This is a genomic window from Streptomyces sp. NPDC002669, assembly GCF_042889165.1.
In the GTDB taxonomy this organism is placed as follows: domain Bacteria; phylum Actinomycetota; class Actinomycetes; order Streptomycetales; family Streptomycetaceae; genus Streptomyces.
In genome coordinates, this window is the sequence record NZ_JBIAQQ010000006.1 from 250,321 (window position 1) to 272,751 (window position 22,431).

A 22,431-nucleotide genomic window follows, 5' to 3' on the forward strand; every position below is an offset into this window, starting at 1 on the left:
AACGGCTGGGGACGTGGCGCGGCCCCGGCCCGGCCCCGGCCCGGAACCGCCCACTCTACCGGGCCGGGTATCCGGGGGTCAGTGCTCCGCTGCGGACGTGACCAGTTCGGTGAGGACACCGTGGCAGTCCTTGGGGTGCAGGAAGGTGATCCGGGACCCCATGGAACCCTTCCTGGGCTCGTCGTACAGCACCCTGACACCCTTCTCCCGGATGTCCGCCGCGTCCGCGTCGACGTCCGCGGTGCCGAAGGCGATGTGATGGACCCCTTCCCCGTTCTTGGCCAGCCATTTGCCCACGGCGGAGTCCTCCCGGGTCGGCTCCAGGAGCTGGAGGTAGGAGGCGCCGCCGTCGGACGTACCGTTGATCCTGAGCATGGCCTCGCGCACGCCCTGCTCCTCGTTGACCTCGGAGTGGTACACCTCGAAGCCGTAGGTCGAGCGGTAGAACTCGACGGTCTCGTCAAGGTTGAAACAGGCGATCCCGATGTGGTCGATTCGCGTCAGCATGCCACCAGTGCAGCGCCACACGGATGGTTACGCAACGTGCGCGCCATCACACCCGCTGCCGGATGACGGGCGCGGTACCGCTCAGTACATTCGAGTAAACCCTCGTTCACTTCTCATCCCAAGGGGCTGCGCCTCATGTCTGGAACGACCGGTAACACCTCAGTGATCGTCGCGGGCGCGCGTACGCCCATGGGACGTCTGCTCGGCTCGTTGAAGAGCTTCTCCGGGGCCGACCTGGGCGGCATCGCCATCAAGGCCGCGCTGGACCGGGCCGGCATCGGCGGCGACCAGGTCGAGTACGTGATCATGGGCCAGGTGCTCCAGGCCGGCGCGGGCCAGATTCCGGCCCGCCAGGCCGCGGTCAAGGCCGGCATCCCGATGAACGTTCCCGCGCTCACCGTCAACAAGGTGTGCCTGTCCGGGCTCGACGCGATCGCGCTCGCCGACCAGCTGATCCGCGCCGGGGAGTTCGACGTCGTCGTCGCCGGCGGCCAGGAGTCCATGACGAACGCCCCGCACCTGCTCCCGAAGTCCCGCGAGGGCCACAAGTACGGCGCGATCGAGATGCTCGACTCGATGGCGCACGACGGCCTGACCGACGCCTACGAGAACATCGCGATGGGCGAGTCCACCGAGAAGCACAACGCCCGCCTGGGCCTGACCCGCGCCGACCAGGACGAGATCGCCGCGCTCTCCCACCAGCGCGCCGCCGCCGCCCAGAAGAACGGCATCTTCGAGGCCGAGATCACCCCGGTCGAGATCCCGCAGCGCAAGGGCGAGCCGGTCCTCTTCGCCAAGGACGAGGGCATCCGCCCGGAGACCACCGTCGAGTCCCTCGGCAGGCTGCGCCCCGCGTTCGCCAAGGACGGCACGATCACCGCGGGCACCTCCTCGCAGATCTCCGACGGTGCGGCCGCGGTCGTCGTGATGAGCCGGGCCAAGGCCGAGGAGCTGGGCCTGGACTGGATCGCCGAGATCGGCGCCCACGGCAACGTGGCGGGCCCGGACAACTCGCTCCAGTCGCAGCCGTCCAACGCGATCGCGCACGCCGTGAAGAAGGCCGGCATCCAGGTCGAGGACCTCGACCTGATCGAGATCAACGAGGCGTTCGCCGCCGTCGCCGTCCAGTCCATGAAGGACCTGGGCGTCACCCCGGAGAAGGTGAACGTCAACGGCGGCGCCATCGCGCTCGGCCACCCGATCGGCATGTCCGGCGCCCGTCTGGTGCTGCACCTGGCGCTGGAGCTGAAGCGGCGCGGCGGCGGCACCGGCGCGGCGGCGCTGTGCGGCGGCGGCGGCCAGGGCGACGCGCTGATCATCCGGGTCCCGGGCAAGTAGCACCCCGGCGGCGCCCCGCCGGTACTCCGGGCGAGCAGGACGCGGTACACGTAGAGCACGCAGCACGCAGCGAGTGAACGGAGCGGTGATGGTGGACGTCCCCACCCTGGTCGAGCAGGCACGCGCGGGCCGGCCGCGGGCCGTGGCCCGGCTGATCTCCCTGGTCGAGGGGGCGTCGCCGCAGCTGCGCGAGGTGATGGCGGCCCTGGCGCCGCTGACGGGCAACGCGTACGTCGTCGGGCTGACCGGTTCGCCCGGGGTCGGCAAGTCGACGTCGACGTCGGCGCTCGTCGCGGCGTACCGGCGGGCCGGCAAGCGGGTCGGCGTCCTGGCCGTCGACCCGTCCTCGCCCTTCTCCGGCGGGGCGCTCCTCGGCGACCGGGTCCGGATGTCGGAGCACGCCTCCGACCCGGGCGTCTACATCCGCTCCATGGCCACCCGCGGCCATCTGGGCGGCCTCGCCTGGTCGGCGCCGCAGGCGATCCGGGTGCTGGACGCGGCGGGCTGCGACGTGATCCTGGTGGAGACGGTCGGCGTCGGCCAGTCGGAGGTGGAGATCGCCTCCCAGGCCGACACCTCCGTCGTCCTGCTGGCGCCCGGCATGGGCGACGGCATCCAGGCGGCGAAGGCCGGAATCCTGGAGATCGGCGACGTGTACGTGGTCAACAAGGCCGACCGGGACGGCGCGGACGCCACCGCGCGCGAGCTCAACCACATGCTGGGCCTCGGCGAGGCGCGCGGTCCCGGCGACTGGCGCCCGCCGATCGTGAAGACGGTCGCCGCCCGGGGCGAGGGCATCGACGAGGTCGTCGAGGCGCTGGAGAAGCACCGGGCGTGGATGGAGGAGCACGGGGTGCTCGCCGAGCGGCGCACGGCCCGTGCGGCCCGCGAGGTCGAGACCATCGCCGTCACCCGGCTGCGCGAGCGCATCGGCGACCTGCACGGCGACCGCCACATCGGGGCGCTCGCCGAGCGGATCGTGGCGGGCGGCCTCGACCCGTACGCGGCGGCGGACGAACTGGTGGCGGGACTCACCGGCGAGGCGTGAGCGGCGCGCGGGAAACGGGACGCGGGACCGGGGGCGCGGACCGGGCGTGAACCGGGAGGCGGACTCGGGCGCGGGACCCGAGGCGGGCCGGGAAACGGTTCCGGAGGTGACACGGGCGGACGGTCCCGGTCGTGGCGTGCGGGCCGCGACCGGGACCGTTCCGCGTGACGGCGCGGTCCAGGCGGCCCGGTGCGATTTCCGGGCGATTGCCGGTCGGGCGCCGGGCGGAGGACGTCTCCCGGTGCCCGCAGCTGTGACCGGTGACATGCCCGTGGCAGGATGACCGCCGGACGAGGGCACGGGGTGTCCGACGGTCCATGGCTACGACGGGGGGAGTGGCGCATGCTGGGTCCGCTGCGGGAGGACTCGCCGGAACGGATCGGGCCCTATGCGATACGGGCCCGGCTCGGCGCGGGCGGCATGGGGGAGGTCTTCCTCGGCGTCCGGGACGACGGCGGCGAGCCCGTCGCCGTCAAGACGGTCCGCCGCGACGTGGCCCAGAACCCCGGCTTCCGTACCCGTTTCCGCCGCGAGATCGACGTCGCCCGGTCCGTCGCCGACCCCCACCTCGCCCCGCTGCTCGACGGGGACGCCGACGCCGGGGTCCCCTGGCTCGCCACCGGGTACGTGGCGGGCCCCACCCTGTCCGCCGCCGTCCGCCGGGCCGGTGCCATGGCCGAGGCCGAGGTGCGGATGCTCGGCGCCGGGCTGGCCCGGGCGCTGGCCGCCGTCCACGGGGCCGGGATCGTCCACCGCGACGTGAAGCCCGGCAACGTGATGCTCGCGGCGGACGGGCCGCGCCTCATCGACTTCGGGATCGCCCGGGACGCCGCCGCGACCGCGCTCACCACCACCAGCCGCATGGTCGGCAGCCCCTCCTTCATGTCCCCGGAGCACGTGGCGGGCAGCGGACGCGTCGTGTCCGCGTCCGACGTCTTCTGCCTCGCCTCCCTGCTCTGCTTCGCCGTCACGGGCCGCGAGCCCTTCGGGGACGGCCCGGTCGCCGCCGTGCTCTACCGGGTCAAGTACGTCGAGGCCGACCTCGACGGCGTTCCGGACGCGCTGCGGGCCGTACTGGAACGCTGCCTGGTGGCCGAACCCGCCGACCGGCCGGGCGCCGCCGCGCTCGCGGAACTGCTCGACCCCGGCGCCGCCGACCGGTGGCCGCAGGAAGTGGCGCGGCAGATCGCCGAGCACGAGCGGGAACTGGCCCGGGTCGTGGCCCTGGACGGCCCGCTGCTGCCGGGATACACCCCGACCGAGATGGCTGCGGGAAGCAGCCCCGCGCCCCACCAACTTCCCACCCAGGGAACGGACTTCACCCCCGGACTGCACATCGCGCCCACCCGGGGCCCCGGCCTCGCCGCCCCGCCCCGGCGCCGCTCCCGGCGCACCCTGGCCATCGCGCTGGCCGCGCTGATCGTGGCGGGCGCGGCCACCGGGGGCGTCCTGGCCTGGCGGGACAGGAACAACACTTCCGACGGGGCGGCTTCCGGCGGCGGCCGGGCCGAGGGCCCCCGGATCGTCGCGGGCGTGGGCGAGAACGGCGGCCCGGACGCCTCGGGCACCGTCCCCTACGGCCGCGACGTCCGCCCGGCGGGGTGGAAGAAGTCCTGGAAGGGCAAGTTCTCCGGCAAGCCGATCGGCTGCTCAGCGGGCCGCGACGTGATCGCCTGCCGGCTCGTCGACGGCACGTACGAGGGACTGTCGGCGGCCGACGGCCACCGGCTGTGGACGTTCGACACCGGGCAGACGTCCCGGGGCGCGGGCTGGGGACCGCGGGGCCAGTTCTTCATGCCGGCCTCCGCCACCCGCCCCACCGTGCACGACGACTCCGTCCTGCTCGCCGCGGGCGGCCGGCTGCAGTCGCTGGACGCCAGGACCGGGGCGGTGCGCTGGGAGACCCGGTCCGGCGGCGCGCACGAACTGAGCAGTGCCCCGCTCGTCCTCGACGGCCTGGTCTTCGCCGCCACCACCTCGGAGCCCGACGGTGCGCAGCTCGCCGCGTACGACCTGAGGACCGGCACCGAGAAGTGGCACGAGCCGCTCGCCCCGCAGGACATCTCCAACGCGCAGAAGGGCAACTTCTGGCCGGTCGCCACCGACGGCGAGGCGGTCTACGCGATCGGCGAGGAGGCGCCGAAGGCGTTCCGGCCGAAGGACGGCACCCTGCTGGGCACGGCCGGCGGGGAGGCCGTGCAGGGGGCCGGCGGCCGGCCGAACTCCGGCTGCGGGGACCTGCGGCTGCGGGGCGGTTCGGCCTTCTGCGCGACGTACATCACGAACGACGACCCGTCCGGCTTCGGCGAGGACATGGTCATGCTGCGGTTCGCGGCCGGGACGCTCGAATCGCGGGGGCGGCTGCCGATCGACCCCGAACTGGTCGCCGATGCCGAGCTGGTCGCGCTCGACGACCGGGTGGCGGTGTTCCGCAGGGGCGGAGACGCGTCCGGGCCGGACGTCTCCGAGCAGCTCGTCGTCGCGAGCCTGGCCGACGGCCGGAAGCTGGCCGCGTACCCGATCGGGGGGAAGACGGAACAGGGCCTGAGCAACCCGGTCTCCGCCCCCATGATCGTGGCCGACACGCTGGTCTGGGCGGACAGCACGACGCTGTACACGGTCCCGGTCCGCTCCGGCGGCGCCCTGGGCTCGCCGGCCAGGACCCGGCTGCCGGGCGCCCCGGGCCCGAGCCTGGAACAGGAGTACGACTCCGTGACCGAAGGCGTCTTCCTGGAGAACGAACTGCTCGACCCGCAGGTGCTGCCGGCCGGCGGCGTCGTGCACGTCGTGTACGACGACGGCACCACGCTCTCCGTACCGCTGCCCGGGTGAATCACCGCACGGACGAGGGGATCGCACAGTGATCGAGCCGCTTCCGGCCGGCCGGGCCCGGCTGATCGGCCCGTACCAGCTGCTCGGACTGCTGGGCGCGGGCGGCATGGGCGAGGTGTACCTGGCCAGGCCCGCGGGCGGCACGGGGCCGGCGGACGGCCTGGTCGCGCTGAAGACCATCCGCGCCGACCTCGACCTCGACGAGGGCTTCCGGATCCGCTTCCGCCGCGAGATCGACGCGGCGGGCGCCGTGCGCAGCGTGCACACCGCGGCCCTCGTCGGCGGCGACGCGAACGGCCGGCCGCCCTGGCTGGCGACCGAGTACGTCCCCGGCCCCTCGCTGGCCGAGGCGGTGACCCGCGGCGGACCGCTGCCCGAGCCGGTGGTCCGGGCGATGGGTGCCGCACTGGCCCGTGCGCTCGCCGACATGCACGCGGTGCGCGTGCTGCACCGCGACCTCAAGCCCGGCAACGTGCTGCTCGGCGCCGACGGGCCCAAGGTGATCGACTTCGGGATCGCCCAGGCGTTCGATGCCACCCAGCTCACCCGGACCGGTGTGGTCGTGGGCAGCCCCGGCTACATCTCGCCCGAGCACGTCAACGGATCGCGCTCGCTGGTGCCGGCCTCCGACGTGTTCTGCCTCGGGGCGGTGCTCGCCTTCGCGGCGACCGGGCGGGGCCCGTTCGACGACTCCGACATGGCGGCCGTGATCTTCCGGATCGCGCAGGGCGAGGCCGAACTGTCCGGCGTGCCACCGAGGTTGCGGGCGGTGATCGAGGAGTGTCTGCGCAGTGACGCCGGGGCCCGCCCGACCCCGCAGCGGCTCGCCGGGATGCTCCTGCCGGACGACCCGAGGAGCGACGGGCCGGGAAGCGACGGATCCGGGGGCGCGGCGAGGCCGTTCCCCTGGACGGATGCGGTACGGGGGCAGCTCGCCGGGTACGCGGCGCGGGCGCGCACCGCCGCCGGGGCCGCGGTGGTCCCGGCCGCCGCTCCGCCGCCGTCCGGCCCCCCGGCCCCCGGCGATCCGGCGCTCGCCCCCACCCCCGTCGTCCCGGTGGCCGTGCCGGGCGAGGGGCGGCGGGGGAGGGGGCTGCGCGTCGGCCTGGCGGCGGCCGCCGCCGTGGTGTGCGTGGCGCTCGGCGCGGTGCTGCTGCCGGGGCTCCTCGACGGCGGGGGCGACGGCGGGACGGGCGGCACCGGGGGCGCGGGAGGGCCGGCCGCCTCCGCGTCCGGCGCCGTCCGGACCGCGGCGTACCCGGCCGTCCACCCCGGCGGGGACGCCGGGCGCACCGGGGATTTCGGGAAGGCGGCCACGGAGCTCGCGGCCCGTCCGGCGGGCTGGAAGCCGTGGAAGGTCCGGATCAAGGGCGGCCCGGCGAAATGCGTCCTCGCGGACACGGCCCTGGTCTGCGGCGGCTCGCCGCGCGTCACCGCGCTGGAGGCGGCGACCGGGAAGCGGCGCTGGCAGTCCCCGCCGGGGAGGGCGGGAACCGCCCCGTCCTCGGTGGCCGCCGTCGTCGGCACCACCGTGTACGCCTTCGAGGACGGCGCCCTGGTGGCGCGCGCCCTGGCCGACGGGGCCGAGCGGTGGCGGGAGCCGCTGCCGGACGGCGCCCGGGTGACCGACTCCGTCCCGTCCGGCACGGTCCTCTACTACGCGCTGAAGGCCGCCGGAACGGGCGGCGCGCGGATCGTCGCCCGGGAACTCACCGGCAAGCACGCGGTCACGTGGGACGAGGAGTGGGCCGACCCGGGCGACGGGGCCGCCCTGGCCTTCTCCGACGGCCGGCTCGTCGTGGCCGGGGACGGCGTCACCGTCCTGAAGGGCGCGGACGGCAGCCGGCTGAGCGCCGTCGGGGCCGGGCACATCTCCTGCCGCATGCCGGTCCTGAGGAAGAGGGTGCTGCTGTGCGCCGGTTCCGACGGGCTGACGGTGACCGACGCGACCGACCTGCGGGACCGCCGTTCGGTCGCCGCCGGGGTGGACATCGTCTACCGGCCCGCGCTCTCGGACGACGGCAAGGCCGTGGTCGGCAGCCGGACCGGCACGTACGCGTTCGGCGTGGCCGACGGGCGGCAGTACTGGGCGACCTACGAGGGCGGCGAGGGCCTGGAGATGGTGGGTCCGTCGGTCCTGATCGGGGACCGGGCCTTCGTCGTGGGCGAGTCGAAGCTGGACGGCATCGACATGGACACCGAGGGGGAGCCGGACTGGACCAGCGACCCCATGGCCGGGTGGGACGACGAGGTCGATCCGGCGACCGTCTCGCTCGTCGTGCGGGGAAACGTCGTCTTCCTGTCCTTCGAGGACGGCACGGTCCTGTCGGGCCTGGTGCCCTGACGTTCCCCCGGCGGGCGGGGCCCGTCAGTCGCCGTCGCGGTCGTCCTCGTGCCGGTCGTCGTGCCTGCCGTCGGCCCCGGCGTGCCCGTCGTCGTCCGAACGGTCCGCGGTGACCTTGCCCGTCCTCGCGTCGACGTCCAGCTCGTGCTCCTTGCCGTCCTCGCCCCGGACCTCGACCTCCCAGTGCGCCGTACCGCGGTCGTCGCGGTCGCCGTCCAGGTCGACGGAGGTCACGGTCCCGGGGGCGGCCTTCAGCGCGGCGGCGGTCGCCGAGTCCAGCGACCCGGCGGCCGACCGGGGGGCGTGCCGGTCGCGGTCGTCGTCATCGTCGGTGTGCTTGCCGAGCACCTTGCCGTTGCCCGCGTCCACCGTCACGTCGTGCCAGACCTTGTCGGAGCCGTACACGTCGAGCTCCCAGACCAGACCGCCGTCCTCGTCGTCCAGTTCGGCCCCGGTGACCGTGCCCGGGACGGCCTTCAGGGCGGCGGCGACGGCGTCCTGCACGGAGACGCGGGCGGTGCCGTCGGCCGCCACGCTGCTGCGCACCTCGCGGTCGTGGTCGTCGTCGGCGAAGGCGACCGCGCCGGCGGTACCGCCGCCGACCAGCACGGCGGCGGCGACTGCGGCGATGACGATCTTGCGCTTCATGGGGTTCCTCCCGATCGGGTGCTCCGGTCTCGACGGGAACCACACTGCCGGGGTGATGCTGAACGCAGCCTGAAGCCGGCTGAAGCCGTCTTCAGCTTCGGTTTGCGACCCTGGGCCCATGCGTCTGTTGATCGTGGAGGACGAGAAGCGGCTGGCGACGTCCCTGGCCGCCGGGCTCACCGCCGAGGGCTTCGCCGTGGACGTCGTGCACGACGGACTCGAAGGACTGCACCGGGCCTCCGAGGGGGTGTACGACCTCGTCGTCCTCGACATCATGCTGCCCGGGATGAACGGCTACCGGATCTGCGCCGCCCTGCGCGCCGCCGGTCACGAGACGCCGATCCTGATGCTGACGGCGAAGGACGGGGAGTACGACGAGGCGGAGGGCCTGGACACCGGGGCCGACGACTACCTGACCAAGCCGTTCTCGTACGTCGTGCTCGTGGCGAGGATCCGGGCTCTGCTGCGGCGCCGGGGCGGGCACGGCGCCTCCCCGGTGATCGAGGCCGGTTCCCTGCGCATGGACACCGCGGCCCGCCGCGTCCACCTCGGCGGCACCGAGATCGCCCTCACCACCAAGGAGTTCGCGGTGCTGGAACAGCTCGTGCTGCGGTCCGGGCAGGTGGTGAGCAAGGCGGACATCCTGGAGCACGTCTGGGACTTCGCCTACGACGGCGACCCGAACATCGTCGAGGTGTACGTGAGCACGCTGCGGCGCAAGCTCGGCGCGTCCGCCATCCGCACCGTGCGCGGGGCGGGCTACCGGCTGGAGGCGCCGTGAGGTCGGTACGGGCCCGGGCCGCGCTGGGCGCCACGGTGGTGGTCGCCCTCGCGCTGATCGGCGCCGGGATCGCCGTGCTCCTGGTGCTGCGCGCCAACCTCACCGGGCAGGCGGGGCTCCAGGCCGAGGTGGTGGCCCGCGAGGTGGCCGGCCAACTGGCCCTCGACGTGCCCCACGACCGGCTGGAGATGCGCGACGAGGAGGACCACCCGGTCCAGGTGGTCGACGGGGACGGGCGCGTGGTCGCCGTGTCCAAGGACCTGGAGGCGATCTCCGGTACCGGCACGGACCGGGTGGCGCCGGTCCCGTCCGCCGCCCCGGGACGGGGCTCCGGCTCCGACGACGGGGACGACGACGACCTGGCCGACGACGGCGGGGGCGACCCGGACCGCGGCGAAGTCGACCCGGACGAACCGGACTTCACCAACGGCACCGCCACCGTCGACGGCGAGAGCGCCGACTACCGCTTCGCGTCCGTCCGGGCGACCACGTCCCGGGGGGCGACCCTGACCGTCCACGCGGGCGCCCCGCTGGCCGCCGAGCAGGAGGCCGTGGGGACCGTGCGCGGCGCGATGCTGATCGGGCTGCCGGTGCTGCTGTCCGTCGTCGCCGGGGTGACCTGGCTGGTGACCCGGCGGGCGCTGCGCCCGGTCGAGGACATCCGGCGCGAGATGGCCGCGATCACCGCGTCCGAGGACCTGGGCCGCCGGGTGCCCGAGCCCGACTCGCGCGACGAGATCGCCCGGCTGGCCCGCACCACCAACGAGACCCTGACGGCCCTGGAGGCGTCGGTGGACCGCCAGCGCCGGTTCGTCGCGGACGCCTCGCACGAACTGCGCAGCCCGATCGCCTCCCTGCGCACCCAGTTGGAGGTGGGCGCCGCCCATCCGGAGCTGCTGGACGTGCCGGGCGCGGTCGCCGACACCGTACGGCTCCAGGCGCTGGCCGCGGATCTGCTGCTGCTGGCCCGGCTGGACGCGGGGGAGCGGCCGGGGCGTTCGACGCTGGACCTGGGGACGCTGGTGCGCGAGGAGGTCTCCCAGCGGGTCGGCGACCGCATCCCGGTGACGGTGTCCGTGCCGGACTCCGGAGGTCTCGAAGTGACCGGATCGCGCGGGCAGTTGGCGCGGGTGATCGGCAATCTGCTGGACAACGCCGAGCGCCACGCGCGGGACGCGGTGACGGTATCGGTGCGGGCGTCGGAGCGGGGCGACGTGCTCGTCGAGGTCACCGACGACGGGGCGGGGATCCCGGCGGACGAGCGCGAGCGGATCTTCGAACGCTTCGTCCGCCTCGACGACGCCCGCACCCGGGACGACGGCGGCGCGGGCCTCGGTCTGGCCATCGCCCGGGACGTCGCCGTCCGGCACGGCGGTGGGCTGACGGCCGACGGCGCGCCGGAGGGCGGCGCCCGGTTCACGCTCCGGCTGCCGGCCGCCGGCTGAGCACCACGTACGGGCGCACCGCCGCACGGGGCCGGACGCCGTCCGGCCCCGTGCGGTCAGATCTTGCCGCGGCGTCCGCGCAGGTGTTCCGCGACCGGCGTCAGCGCCGCGTGCAGGTTCGCCAGCGCCTCCGGCGTCAGCAGGTCCATGAAGTGCTTGCGGACGGAGGCCACGTGGTGCGGGGCCACCTTCCGCATCGTCTCCGCGCCGTCCTCGGTCAGGACCGCGAACAGACCGCGCCGGTCGGACTCGCAGTTCTCCCGGCGGACCAGCCCGGCGTTCTCCATCCGGGTGATCTGGTGCGAGAGCCTGCTCTTGGACTGCAGCGTCGCGGCGGCGAGGTCGCTCATCCGCATGCGCTGGTCCTCCGACTCCGAGAGGTTGACCAGGATCTCGTAGTCGTTGTTGGTCAGTCCGAACGGCTGGAGGTCCTTCTCCAGCTGGTGCATCAGCAGCCTGCTGACGTCCAGGTGGGTGCGCCAGGCGCACTGCTCCGCATCGCTCAGCCAACGGGTGGCCGTCTCGGTCTCCATAATGTGGATTCTACCTAAGAAGTTGAAAGCCGGACGAAGTGAGGGGTGTGACGGTCGGTACCCGCCGGAGGAGGGCCGGGGCGCAGACGTTCGACGTCACGCTCCGCAGACTACCGTTCACAAACCGAAGCGACGCTGGAGATCCCCCAGCTGGCCGGGCAATCGGGGTGAGGCGCCAGGTTGACCCGAACCGCCGGGCGCCCGGGGCGGCACGCCGGGGCGGCCCGGGCCCCCGCCGCCGGGCACCCCGGGCTCGCCCGGCACCGCCCCCGTCGCCTGCTCGGCCATCAGCACCTCGGTCGACTGGAGCAGCACCGTGCCCGCCCCGACGAACTCGAACTGGTGCTCCTCGCCCGAGGTGCCCCCGATGCCGGTCAGCGCCCGCAGGCCGCCGATCACGCCCGTCAGGTAGCCGTGGTCGTAGTGGTGGCACGGCGAGGGACAGTCCGCCCAGCCCACCAGGGCCTGCGGATCGACCCGCAGCGGCGGCTCCATGAAGACCACCGGACCGTTGGAGGCGGCCACGAACTTCCCCGTGCCGATCAGGGTCAGGAAACCCGGCACGATCGACTGCTTCAGCGCCAGCGTCGGCTGGTAGGCGAGCAGGTTGCCGGACCGGATCGTCAGGTTCCCGTCGTCCAGGTCGTAGGAGTTCACGTCGAAGGCCCGGTCCGCGAGCAGCATCTTGCCGCTGCCCTCGGCCACCACCCAGTCGCCCGCGTGCAGCGGCGAGTGGAAGCTCGTGCGGAGCAGCCGGTCGAAGCGGCCGTTGCCCACGCCGTCGAACTCGATCCGCCCGTAGTAGGCGATCATCTTGCCCTTCTGCAGGAACCACTGGCTCCCCTTGAGCTCCACGCAGAAGGTGTACGCGTTGACGTTGTCGTCCGACGGCAGCGTCATCGGATCGAAGATCACGGGCGTGCTCACAGCTTCTCCTCCGAGGCCTGGACGTACACCGCGCCGCTGCCGCTCAGCTCCAGCTGGAACGCCTCGCCGGAGCCGCGCCCCACCATGTCGCGCCAGCCGAGCGCGGTGGAGAGCTTGTTGCGCACCTCGCCGTGGTGCGCGACGTACGCCTGCGGGTCCACGTGCACCGAGCGGCCCGGGACGATCGGCAGCTCGATCACCCCGCCGTGGGCCATCACGGCGACCGCGCCGTGCCCCTTGAGGGTGGTGGTGAACAGCCCCTGGCCGGTCACCTGGCCGCGCACCATGCCCATCACGCCGCCCTGCGAACCCATGAACATGGTGCCCTGCTGGAGCGTCCCGTCGAAGGCGAGCAGCCGGTCGGCCTCCACGTACAGGGTGTCGCCGGACAGGTTGATCACCTGGATGTGGTGGCCGCCGTGGCCGAACATCACCGTGCCGTTGCCCTCGACCGTCATCAGTGGGGTCGCCTCGCCCGCCACCCGCCGGCCGATCATCGACAGCACGCCGCCCTGGCCGCCCTGGATGTTCGGGGTGAACGACACCTCGCCGCGGTGGGCGAGCATCGCCCCGCGCTGGCTGAACAGCTTCTGGCCGGGGACCACCGTCGCCTCGACCATCCTTGAGTTGATCTCGCGGAACGGCATCAGACATCGCCCCCGATGGTGTTCCGCTCGCTCGGCTGGACGTAGACGACGCCCTCGCCCTCGAACCGGATCTGGAAGGACTCCCCGGAGCTCTCGCCGATCAGCGTCCGGAAGCCGACCCCCGTCTGGAACTGCTGGCGCAGGTCGCCCTGGTGGGCGACGTAGGCGCCGGGGTCGACGCACAGCGGGTACTGCCCGGAGACCCGCAGCGCCACCGCCGCGCCGTCCGACATGATCGCCACCTGCCCGGTGCCCTCGACGGTGGTGGTGAACAGGCCGTTGCCGCTCGCCCCGCCGCGCAGCCCGGTGAAGGTGGTGCCGGTGCGCAGCGAGGAGTCGGTGCACAGCAGATTGCTCGCCTCGACGTGGAGCTTGTCGCCGTGCAGCGAGACGAGGGTGATCTCGCTCGCCCGGTCCGCGAAGTAGCAGGTGCCCTCGCCGGTCACCTGCATCACGGCCATCTGCTCACCGGTCAGCCGACGGGTCACCATCCCGCGCAGACCGTCACCGCCGCCGGTCATCTTCTTGAACGTCATCCGGCCGTCGTAGGCGACCATCGAGCCGTTCTTCGCCTTGACGGCGTCACCGGCCAGATCGACGGCGAGCGTTCTGCTGCCTTGGAGTCGGAACATTGCCACGGACCCGACGTTAACCGGCGGGCCCCGGGCCGGGACAGGGTCCCGGGCAGGATCCGGCCCCCGAGGGAACCCTGATACGCATCCGGGACGGTATCCGTACGCGATCGGGACGATACGGCCCGGGGCACGGGGCCCGGTACGAGGCCGGCCCCCCGGGGACGCCCCGAACCGCACATCCGTCCCGGACCCGCCCCCGCCGCCGGGCACCCTCCGCGCCGATGCCACAATGGGGCGAGCTTGTGCCCGCGTTCACAAGCTGTCACGACCCTCCCACCGAAGGTGCCCCCGTGGACATCAAGACCGCTACCGCCCTGCACCGGCTGCGCCTCATCTCGATTCCCGAGGCGCTCTCCTTCCCGGCACTGATCATCTTCGGCTCGGTCCTCAGCCGGGTCTCGGACATCGACTTCCTGATGATGCCGCTCGGCATCCTGCACGGCGTGCTCTTCGTGATCTACGCCGTCCTGCTGCTCGACGTCTGGGCCAAGACCAAGTGGCCGCTGAAGCGCGTCGCGCTCTTCTTCCTGCTGGCGGTGGTGCCGTTCGGCGGCCTGTACGGCGACAAGCTGCTCAAGCGCTACGAGGCCGACGGCGTCATCGCCGCCCGCGCCCGCCGCGAAGGCGTGGTCAGCGCATGATCGTCGCCTTCTCGGTCAGCCCGCTGGGCGTGGGCGAGGACGTCGGCGAGTACGTCGCCGACGCCGTCCGCGTCGTCCGCGAATCCGGTCTGCCCAACCGCACGGACGCCATGTTCACCTCCATCGAGGGCGAATGGGACGAGGTCATGGACGTGGTGAAGCGGGCCGTCGCCGCCGTCGAGGCCCGTGCCGGGCGCGTCTCCCTCGTACTGAAGGCCGACATCCGCCCCGGCGTCACCGACGGCCTGACCACCAAGGTGGAGACGGTCGAGCGCTACCTGGCGCAGTGAACCGGTCCGGTTCCCGGGGCCCCGTGAACCCGCGCACGCGCGCGGGCCTCTCACGGGGCCCCGGCCGTCAGCGCGATGCCCAGGGGAGTGCGCTCGTACAGCACCTGGTGGCCGTACCGGCGTGAGGTGAGCAGCCCCGCCGCGCGCAGTACCGACAGGTGCTCCGACACGGACGAGGGCGCGAGCGAGAGCCGGTGCGCAAGCGCCGTGGTCCCGGCCGGTTCGTCGAGCGCGCACAGGACGTCGGCGCGGGCCCGCCCGAGCAGCCGGGCCAGCGCGTCGGGGGTGCGGTCCGCGGCCTCCGTCCAGAGCCCGCCGATGCCGCGGGCCGGATAGATCACCGCGGGCAGCCAGGGCGGCTCGTAGCCGCCGACGACATCGGGCCAGACGAAGACGCTGGGCATCAGGACCAGCCCCTCCCCGCCGAGCACCCGGGTGTGGTTCCCGCGGGTGCCGGTCACCGTGAGCGTCGAACCGGTCCAGCGCAGTTGCGGGCTCAGCTCGCCCAGCAGCCGCTCGAAGCCGACCTCGGCCAGCCGCCGCGAGTGGTAGGCGATGTCGGCCTCCAGCAGGGCGCGCAGCCGCGGCCAGTGCGGCTCGATCATCAGCTGCCAGGCCCGTTCCAGCAGGTCCGCCAGCTCCTGGACGGTACGCGCCGGATCGGCCAGCATCCGGCGCCCGGCCGGGGAACCGGTGCCGCCGGGCATGTCGGCGAGGGCCAGGGCCATGTCGTCCGCGGCCACCGCCGGGTCGACCGCGCGGACGGCGGCGATCTCCTCCTCGAAGCCGGCCAGCGGGCCGATCGGGGGCGGGCAGAGGAAGTCGGGGTTGTGCCCGCCCTCGGGCATCAGCCGCCACAGCGGTTCCAGGTCCAGCCCGGCGGCGGTCTTCTCGATCCGCCGCAGCCACGGCAGGTGGTAACCGTGCCGGCCCCGCCGGGAGAGCGTGCGCACGGCTTCCTGCGTCTCCCAGAGCGGGGAGAGCGCGAAGCGGCAGCGGAGCAGGTCGCTCTCGTCGAAATGCAGATGGAAGGGCACGGGGGCTCCGGGAAGATTCGGCCTGAACCGAAAGTCTACGGAGGGGCCGGGCGCTCGGCCACGCTGCGTCCATGCCGAGCGACGACCGTACACAGGCGGGCACGACCCGCACCCCTCCCGCCCCAGGGCCGAAGCCTCCGGCACCCGCCCCGGAGCCCCGCGAGCCGCACGACCCGAGCCGGACGCGGGGCTCCGGGAACGAGACGGGCGGCGGGTACCGGGCGGTGTTCCGGGTACGGGAGTTCCGGGCCGTCTTCACGGCGCACCTGCTCTCGCTGCTCGGCGTCTCCGTCAGCGAACTCGCCCTCACCGTCCTCGTCTACGACCTCACCGGCTCCCCGCTGCTCTCCGCCCTCACCTTCGCGCTGGGCCTCCTCCCCTACGCGGTCGGCGGCACCCTCTTCGCCGGGATCGCCGACCGGTACCCCGCCCGCCGCGTCCTCGTCGTCTGCGACCTGGTCTGTGCCTGCTGCGTCGCGGTGATGGTGCTGCCCGGCACCCCCGTCGGAGGGCTCCTCGCGCTGCGGTGCGTCGTGGCGGCGGTCGCGCCGGTGTTCACCGGGACCCGGGCCGCGGCGCTCACCGAGATCCTCGGCGAGGGCGACCTCTACGTCCTGGGCCGCTCGCTGCTGCGGATCGTCTCCCAGTCCGCCCTGCTCATCGGTTTCGGGGCCGGCGGACTGCTGCTGGCCGCCCTGACGCCGCGCGGGGCGATCGCGGTCGCCGTCGGCACGTTCTGCTGCTCGGCGCTGCTGCTCCGCTTCGGGACCCGGGCCCGGCCGGCCCGGTCGGCCGCGACGGACGGGGGCGGCGGGACGCTGCTGGGGGATTCCCTCTCCGGCACCCGCGCGGTCCTCGCCGACCGCCGGATCCGGGCGCTGCTGCTGCTCTTCTGGGTGCCCGCCTTCTTCGTGGTCGCGCCGGAGGCCCTGGCCGCGCCCTACGCCGACGCCATCGACGCCGGGCCCGCGGCGCTGGGGCTGATGATGTGCACGATGGCCGTCGGCCACATCGGGTCGGAGCTCTGGGCGGGGTCCGTCCTCGGCCCCCGCGCCCGCTCCCGGACCGTGCTGCCCGTGGCCGCCCTCGGACTGCTCCCCCTGCTGCTGTACGCGTCCCGTCCCGGCATGGTGCTCACCCTCGCCGCCCTGGTGCTGACCGGGGTGGGGGCGGCGTACATCATCGGGCTCGACCAGTGGTTTCTCGACGCGGTGCCCGAGGCACTGCGGGGCCGGGCGATGACCCTGCTCACCGCCGGGCTGATGACGGTCCAGGGCCTGGGGATGGCCCTCGCCGGGCTGGCCGCGGAGTTCTTCCCGGTCCACCAGGTCGTCGCCGCCTCGGGGGCGGTGGGCACCCTGTGCACGCTGCTGGTGATCCGCGAGGTCCGCGCCACCCGCCCGCGATCCGGGGAACAAGTGCGCGGTACCGAAGTCCGAGACGGGGCTGACCAGCATGTGACCAATGGGTAAGGTCGATGCCGTGCCGAAGCCGCTCAGTCTTCCCTTCGATCCCATCGCCCGCGCCGACGAACTCTGGCAGCAGCGCTGGGGCCCGGTGCCCTCGATGGGGGCGATCACCTCGATCATGCGCGCCCAGCAGATCCTGCTCGCCGAGGTCGACGCGGTCGTCAAGCCGTACGGACTGACCTTCGCCCGGTACGAGGCGCTGGTGCTGCTCACCTTCTCCAAGGCCGGTGAGCTGCCGATGTCCAAGATCGGGGAGCGGCTGATGGTCCACCCCACCTCCGTCACCAACACCGTGGACCGGCTGGTGCGCTCCGGACTGGTCGCCAAGCGCCCCAACCCCAACGACGGCCGCGGAACCCTCGCCTCCATCACGGACAGGGGCCGCGAGGTCGTCGAGGCGGCGACGAAGGACCTCGTCGACATGGAGTTCGGACTCGGGGTGTACGACGCCGAGGAGTGTGCCGAGATCTTCGCCATGCTGCGCCCGCTGCGGGTCGCGGCCCACGACTTCGAGGAGGCGTAGGCGCGGGGGAGGGGCGCCGGGGCGGGAAATGGAACGGCGTTTCGAGGGCCCGGCCCGCTGCAAGATCGCCCCGGACGTGCGGTTACGCTCGGTTCCATGAAACCCAGCGTGCTGACCCGCTATCGGGTGATGGCCTACGTCACCGCCGTCATGCTGCTCATCCTCTGCGTCTGCATGATCTTCAAATACGGCTTCGACAAGGGCGAGGGCCTGACGCTCGTCGTCTCCCAGGTCCACGGTGTGCTCTACATCGTCTACCTGATCTTCGCCTTCGACCTCGGTTCCAAGGCGAAGTGGCCGATGGGCAAGCTGCTCTGGGTCCTGATCTCCGGCACCATCCCGACGGCCGCGTTCTTCGTCGAGCGCAAGGTGGTCCGCGAGGTCGAGCCGCTGCTCGCCACCGCCGCCCCGGCGACCGCCAAGGCCTGAGAGGCCGCCGGTCCGCGCCGGTCCGCACCGCACCACCCGAACCGCCCCGTGCCGAGCACCGGGCGGTTTGCCATCGACATTTACTAGGACGTCCTAGTAAATTCGAAGACATGGACGCTGACGCGATCGAGGAGGGCCGCCGCCGCTGGCAGGCCCGTTACGACAAGGCCCGCAAGCGTGACGCGGACTTCACCACGCTCTCCGGGGACCCGGTGGAGCCCGTCTACGGGCCCCGCCCCGGCGACGCGTACGAGGGGTTCGAGCGGATCGGCTGGCCCGGCGAGTACCCCTTCACCCGGGGACTGCACCCGACCGGCTACCGGGGCCGCACCTGGACCATCCGCCAGTTCGCCGGCTTCGGCAACGCCGAGCAGACCAACGAGCGCTACAAGATGATCCTGGCCGCCGGCGGCGGCGGGCTCAGCGTCGCCTTCGACATGCCGACCCTGATGGGCCGCGACTCCGACGACCCCCGCTCGCTCGGCGAGGTCGGGCACTGCGGCGTGGCCATCGACTCCGCCGCCGACATGGAGATCCTCTTCAAGGACATTCCGCTCGGCGACGTCACCACGTCCATGACGATCAGCGGTCCCGCCGTCCCGGTCTTCTGCATGTACCTGGTCGCCGCCGAGCGCCAGGGCGTCGACCCGGGGGTGCTCAACGGCACGCTCCAGACCGACATCTTCAAGGAGTACATCGCGCAGAAGGAGTGGCTCTTCCAGCCCGAGCCCCATCTGCGCCTCATCGGCGACCTGATGGAGCACTGCGCCCGCGACATCCCCGCCTACAAGCCGCTCTCGGTCTCCGGCTACCACATCCGCGAGGCCGGTGCGACGGCCGCGCAGGAGCTCGCGTACACCCTGGCCGACGGCTTCGGCTACGTGGAACTCGGCCTCTCCCGCGGCCTGGACGTCGACACCTTCGCGCCCGGCCTCTCCTTCTTCTTCGACGCGCACCTCGACTTCTTCGAGGAGATCGCCAAGTTCCGCGCCGCCCGCCGGATCTGGGCCCGCTGGATGAAGGAGGTCTACGGGGCGAAGACCGACAAGGCGCAGTGGCTCCGCTTCCACACCCAGACCGCCGGCGTCTCGCTCACCGCCCAGCAGCCGTACAACAACGTCGTGCGGACCGCCGTCGAGGCGCTCTCCGCGGTCCTCGGCGGCACCAACTCGCTGCACACCAACGCCCTCGACGAGACCCTCGCGCTCCCCTCCGAGCAGGCCGCCGAGATCGCGCTGCGTACCCAGCAGGTGCTGATGGAGGAGACCGGCGTCGCCAACGTGGCCGACCCGCTGGGCGGTTCCTGGTACGTCGAGCAGCTCACCGACCGGATCGAGGCCGACGCCGAGAAGATCTTCGAGCAGATCAAGGAGCGCGGCACCCGGGCGCACCCGGACGGTCAGCACCCGATCGGGCCCATCACCTCCGGCATCCTGCGCGGCATCGAGGACGGCTGGTTCACCGGCGAGATCGCCGAGTCCGCCTTCCGCTACCAGCAGGCGCTGGAGAAGGGCGAGAAGCGGGTCGTCGGCGTCAACGTCCACCACGGCTCGGTCACCGGCGACCTGGAGATCCTCCGGGTCAGCCACGAGGTCGAGCGCGAGCAGGTCCGGGTGCTGGGCGGCCGCAAGGACGCCCGCGACGACGCCCGGGTGAAGGCGGCCCTGGACGCGATGCTGGCCGCCGCCCGCGACGGCTCCAACATGATCGCGCCGATGCTCGACGCGGTGCGGGCCGAGGCCACGCTCGGCGAGATCTGCGGCGTCCTGCGCGACGAGTGGGGCATCTACACGGAGCCGCCCGGCTTCTGACGGACGGACGGGTTCCCGGGAGCGGCGGGGCGGCGGGGCCCCGCTCCCGGGGCGGTCCTCAGACGGCGGCCGCCGCGCCCAGCCCCGCGAGCAGCAGCACGGTGAAGCGACGGGCCCAGTCCGCGTCCACGGGCTCCGCGCTCACCAGGACCCGGTGCACCACCGCCCCGGCGATCACGTCGAAGATCAGGTCGGCGGTGGTCGCCGCCACGTCCTCGTCCTGCTCCCGGGGCAGTTCCCCGCGCTCCTGGGCCCGTCGGCGCCCCTGGAGCACCAGCCGCTTCTGCCGGTCCACGATCGAGTCGCGTATCCGGGTCCGCAGCGCCTCGTCGCGGGTCGACTCCGCGACCACCGCCATCAGCGCCGTCCGGGTCTCCGGCCGCTCCAGCAGCGCGGCGAACTGGAGCACCACCGACTGCACATCGGCCGACAGGCTGCCCAGGTCGGGCAGTTCCAGTTCGTCGAAGAGCACCGCGACGGCGTCCACGACCAGTTCGTTCTTGCCCGCCCACCGTCGGTACAGGGTGGTCTTGGCGACCCCGGCCCGCGTCGCCACGTCGCTCATCGTCAGCTTCGACCAGCCGAGGTCGACCAGGGAGGCCCTGGTCGCCTCCAGGATGGCCTCGTCGGCCGCGACGCTGCGAGGGCGTCCCGTTCGCGGGGGTTCGGGGTGGGGGCGGCTCGGCATGCCGTGACCATACCGGTCAGTAAGTAGAACCGACCGGTCCCCGGAGCCGTGAGACAGATCACCGGGCGCACTTGTGCGCGAGGGGTACGGGGAAGTTACGCTACGGGTCGTAGCGTAAGAGCGACGGTCATGCCGTCGTGACGCCGCGACCGAATGACAACCACAGGCACCGGGTGGGGACCCGGCGCCGAAACGGACCTTTCAGGGGTCCAACGGGTCTTTCAGGGGCCCTCGGACCGTGTCCGTCCGCACGTCCCCCGCACACCGGCGGGGGTGGTGGACGGGCGCGGTTCCCGTCTCGCTTTTCGGATCGGCGTGCCAAGGGGGGAGGATGTACGCATGCAGCCTAGGAACATGTCCATGAGCGGCGTCGTCGACCTCGCCGCGGTGAAGGCGGCCGGTGAGGCCAAGGCGAAAGCGGAGCAGGCCCGCGCCGAGTCGGCCCGGCAGGGCGGTGGCGGTGCCGTGTCCCCCTCCGCCCTGGTGATCGATGTCGACGAGGCGGGCTTCGAGAGCGATGTCCTGCAGCGTTCCGCCGAAGTCCCGGTCGTCATCGACTTCTGGGCCGAGTGGTGCGAGCCGTGCAAGCAGCTGGGCCCGCTCCTGGAGCGACTGGCCCGTGAGTACAACGGCCGCTTCGTGCTGGCCAAGATCGATGTCGACGCCAACCAGATGCTGATGCAGCAGTTCGGCATCCAGGGCATCCCCGCGGTCTTCGCCGTCGTCGCCGGCCAGGCCCTCCCGCTCTTCCAGGGCGTGGCCCCCGAGGCCCAGATCCGGCAGACGCTGGACCAGCTGATCCAGGTCGGCGAGGAGCGGTTCGGGCTCACCGGGATCGTGGTCGACCAGGACGCCGCCGAGGACACCGACCGGGCCCCGGCCGAGGCGCCCGCCGGCCCGTACGACGCCCTGCTCGAAGCCGCCGCGCAGGCGCTGGACGCCAATGACTTCGCCGGCGCCGTCCAGGCGTACCGCAACGTCCTGTCCGACGACCCGGCCAACGCGGAGGCCAAGCTCGGCCTCGCCCAGGCCGAACTCCTCTCCCGGGTCAAGGACATGGACGCGCAGCAGGTCCGCAAGGACGCGGCCGAGGGGCCGGCCGACGTCGCCGCGCAGCTCGCGGCGGCCGACCTGGATCTGGTCGGCGGTCACGTCGAGGACGCCTTCGGCCGGCTCGTCGAGACGGTGCGCCGCACCTTCGGCGACGACCGGGACGCCGCGCGGGTGCGGCTGCTGGAACTGTTCGAAGTGATCGGTCCGGACGACCCGCGGGTCGTGGCCGCGCGTACGGCGCTGGCGCGGGTCTTGTTCTGATGTGACAACACGGCCGCGGCGCCCGCCGGTTGCCGCGGCCGTTTTCGCGATCGGGCGATAAGAGACACCTCTGCTTTACCAAATCTTGATAAAGGCAGAGGCTGTTACTCGGAGTAAATCGAAGCCCGGGATCTGTCCCCTTTGAGGCCCCGATCCGCCCTTTCGTCCGCCGATTCGGGGCCACCCTGTGTGGTGGCCCGGTCTCGGTCGGTCGAGCGTTGGTTATCAGGCCGTTACTAGCGAGTAACGAACCCCCTTGTGTCGCGGGCGGGAATGCACCACGATCGGCCGGGCTCGGTCCAATAACGTCAGCCCGACCGCCAGTCGGTGCGGCGGCCCCGTTGGGTCCCCACCGAGTGGGTCGGCGGCAGCTGTGGCCGGCTCCGGACAGGGGGGTTCCTGTCGTCCGGCAGGGCCTGTCCGATACGGGTTGCGCGCACGCGTGACCAGTGGTTGTCGCTCGGGGGTGATCGCCGGTGATTCGGGCGCGGTTCGTGCCTCCGTACGCAGGCGCTCTCCTTCCCGAGGACGTAGCACTTCTCCC

General features: G+C 73.0%; 21 protein-coding genes. 13 read left to right on the top strand and 8 right to left on the bottom strand.

Annotation, left to right across the window (positions count from 1 at the left end; genetic code table 11):
• Positions 1-78: 78 nt before the first annotated feature.
• Positions 79-507, bottom strand: coding sequence for a methylmalonyl-CoA epimerase (gene mce / locus ACFYW1_RS12150; protein ID WP_283854063.1), 429 nt, complete (start codon positions 505-507; stop codon positions 79-81).
• Between the two features lie 135 nt (positions 508-642).
• On the opposite strand from mce, the gene ACFYW1_RS12155 reads away from it, so the two are divergent.
• The 4 genes from ACFYW1_RS12155 to ACFYW1_RS12170 all read left to right on the top strand — a co-directional run bounded on the left by ACFYW1_RS12155 (position 643) and on the right by ACFYW1_RS12170 (position 8,069).
• A complete protein-coding gene (locus ACFYW1_RS12155; RefSeq protein WP_388990577.1) occupies positions 643-1,845 on the top strand; it encodes an acetyl-CoA C-acetyltransferase in 1,203 nt (400 codons plus the stop codon).
• Between the two features lie 88 nt (positions 1,846-1,933).
• A complete protein-coding gene (gene meaB, locus ACFYW1_RS12160) occupies positions 1,934-2,893 on the top strand; it encodes a methylmalonyl Co-A mutase-associated GTPase MeaB (protein ID WP_388990579.1) in 960 nt (319 codons plus the stop codon).
• 342 nt (positions 2,894-3,235) lie between these two features.
• A complete protein-coding gene (locus ACFYW1_RS12165) occupies positions 3,236-5,725 on the top strand; it encodes a protein kinase (RefSeq protein WP_388990581.1) in 2,490 nt (829 codons plus the stop codon).
• A 28-nt stretch (positions 5,726-5,753) separates the two neighbouring features.
• Positions 5,754-8,069, top strand: coding sequence for a protein kinase (locus tag ACFYW1_RS12170; RefSeq protein WP_388990583.1), 2,316 nt, complete (start codon positions 5,754-5,756; stop codon positions 8,067-8,069).
• Positions 8,070-8,093: 24 nt separating this feature from the next.
• Here the strand turns inward: ACFYW1_RS12170 and ACFYW1_RS12175 are convergent, their stop codons facing one another.
• Positions 8,094-8,717 carry a PepSY domain-containing protein gene (locus ACFYW1_RS12175; protein ID WP_388990585.1) on the bottom strand — a complete coding sequence of 208 codons (624 nt, stop codon included), beginning with the start codon at positions 8,715-8,717 and terminating at the stop codon, positions 8,094-8,096.
• A gap of 118 nt (positions 8,718-8,835) precedes the next feature.
• Here ACFYW1_RS12175 and ACFYW1_RS12180 point away from each other — a divergent pair, with 118 nt between their 5' ends.
• Together ACFYW1_RS12180 and ACFYW1_RS12185 are read left to right on the top strand one after the other, a co-directional pair.
• On the top strand, positions 8,836-9,498 hold the full coding sequence (locus tag ACFYW1_RS12180; RefSeq protein ID WP_388990587.1) for a response regulator transcription factor: 663 nt from the start codon (positions 8,836-8,838) through the stop codon (positions 9,496-9,498).
• Positions 9,495-10,943 carry an ATP-binding protein gene (locus tag ACFYW1_RS12185; RefSeq protein WP_388990589.1) on the top strand — a complete coding sequence of 483 codons (1,449 nt, stop codon included), beginning with the start codon at positions 9,495-9,497 and terminating at the stop codon, positions 10,941-10,943. The genes ACFYW1_RS12180 and ACFYW1_RS12185 overlap by 4 nt, the downstream gene beginning before the upstream one ends.
• A 56-nt stretch (positions 10,944-10,999) precedes the next feature.
• Here the strand turns inward: ACFYW1_RS12185 and ACFYW1_RS12190 are convergent, their stop codons facing one another.
• The 4 genes from ACFYW1_RS12190 to ACFYW1_RS12205 all read right to left on the bottom strand — a co-directional run bounded on the left by ACFYW1_RS12190 (position 11,000) and on the right by ACFYW1_RS12205 (position 13,682).
• Positions 11,000-11,476 (bottom strand): MarR family winged helix-turn-helix transcriptional regulator, encoded by a 477-nt coding sequence (locus ACFYW1_RS12190; protein ID WP_148839266.1) that lies wholly within the window; start codon positions 11,474-11,476, stop codon positions 11,000-11,002.
• A gap of 117 nt (positions 11,477-11,593) precedes the next feature.
• On the bottom strand, positions 11,594-12,403 hold the full coding sequence (locus tag ACFYW1_RS12195) for an AIM24 family protein (protein WP_388990592.1): 810 nt from the start codon (positions 12,401-12,403) through the stop codon (positions 11,594-11,596).
• A complete protein-coding gene (locus tag ACFYW1_RS12200; RefSeq protein ID WP_388990594.1) occupies positions 12,400-13,050 on the bottom strand; it encodes an AIM24 family protein in 651 nt (216 codons plus the stop codon). Before ACFYW1_RS12200 ends, ACFYW1_RS12195 begins: the two co-directional genes overlap by 4 nt.
• Entirely contained in the window at positions 13,050-13,682 is a 633-nt protein-coding gene (locus ACFYW1_RS12205) for an AIM24 family protein (protein ID WP_148840413.1), read from the bottom strand. Before ACFYW1_RS12205 ends, ACFYW1_RS12200 begins: the two co-directional genes overlap by 1 nt.
• Before the next feature lie 293 nt (positions 13,683-13,975).
• Between ACFYW1_RS12205 and ACFYW1_RS12210 the strand changes: the two genes are divergently transcribed.
• Positions 13,976-14,326, top strand: coding sequence for a DUF3817 domain-containing protein (locus tag ACFYW1_RS12210; protein WP_384227851.1), 351 nt, complete (start codon positions 13,976-13,978; stop codon positions 14,324-14,326).
• Entirely contained in the window at positions 14,323-14,616 is a 294-nt protein-coding gene (locus tag ACFYW1_RS12215) for an MTH1187 family thiamine-binding protein (protein WP_388990596.1), read from the top strand. Before ACFYW1_RS12210 ends, ACFYW1_RS12215 begins: the two co-directional genes overlap by 4 nt.
• A gap of 50 nt (positions 14,617-14,666) precedes the next feature.
• Here ACFYW1_RS12215 and ACFYW1_RS12220 read toward each other — a convergent pair whose 3' ends face one another.
• Positions 14,667-15,653 (bottom strand): DUF5937 family protein, encoded by a 987-nt coding sequence (locus ACFYW1_RS12220; RefSeq protein WP_388990598.1) that lies wholly within the window; start codon positions 15,651-15,653, stop codon positions 14,667-14,669.
• 71 nt (positions 15,654-15,724) lie between these two features.
• Here ACFYW1_RS12220 and ACFYW1_RS12225 point away from each other — a divergent pair, with 71 nt between their 5' ends.
• The 4 genes from ACFYW1_RS12225 (at position 15,725) to ACFYW1_RS12240 (ending at position 19,885) form a co-directional block, all read left to right on the top strand.
• Positions 15,725-17,125, top strand: a complete 1,401-nt coding sequence (locus ACFYW1_RS12225; RefSeq protein WP_388990600.1) for an MFS transporter — start codon at positions 15,725-15,727, stop codon at positions 17,123-17,125.
• 10 nt (positions 17,126-17,135) lie between these two features.
• Positions 17,136-17,645, top strand: a complete 510-nt coding sequence (locus ACFYW1_RS12230) for a MarR family winged helix-turn-helix transcriptional regulator (protein WP_388990791.1) — start codon at positions 17,136-17,138, stop codon at positions 17,643-17,645.
• 96 nt (positions 17,646-17,741) lie between these two features.
• A complete protein-coding gene (locus ACFYW1_RS12235; protein ID WP_388990602.1) occupies positions 17,742-18,074 on the top strand; it encodes a DUF3817 domain-containing protein in 333 nt (110 codons plus the stop codon).
• A 110-nt stretch (positions 18,075-18,184) separates the two neighbouring features.
• Positions 18,185-19,885, top strand: coding sequence for a methylmalonyl-CoA mutase (locus tag ACFYW1_RS12240; RefSeq protein ID WP_148839272.1), 1,701 nt, complete (start codon positions 18,185-18,187; stop codon positions 19,883-19,885).
• A 58-nt stretch (positions 19,886-19,943) separates the two neighbouring features.
• On the opposite strand, the gene ACFYW1_RS12245 is transcribed toward ACFYW1_RS12240, so the two are convergent.
• The gene (locus ACFYW1_RS12245) at positions 19,944-20,573 is read right to left on the bottom strand and encodes a TetR/AcrR family transcriptional regulator (RefSeq protein WP_388990603.1); all 630 of its coding nucleotides are present in this window, start codon (positions 20,571-20,573) and stop codon (positions 19,944-19,946) included.
• Between the two features lie 339 nt (positions 20,574-20,912).
• On the opposite strand from ACFYW1_RS12245, the gene ACFYW1_RS12250 reads away from it, so the two are divergent.
• The gene (locus ACFYW1_RS12250; protein ID WP_388990604.1) at positions 20,913-21,887 is read left to right on the top strand and encodes a tetratricopeptide repeat protein; all 975 of its coding nucleotides are present in this window, start codon (positions 20,913-20,915) and stop codon (positions 21,885-21,887) included.
• Positions 21,888-22,431 lie beyond the last annotated feature (544 nt).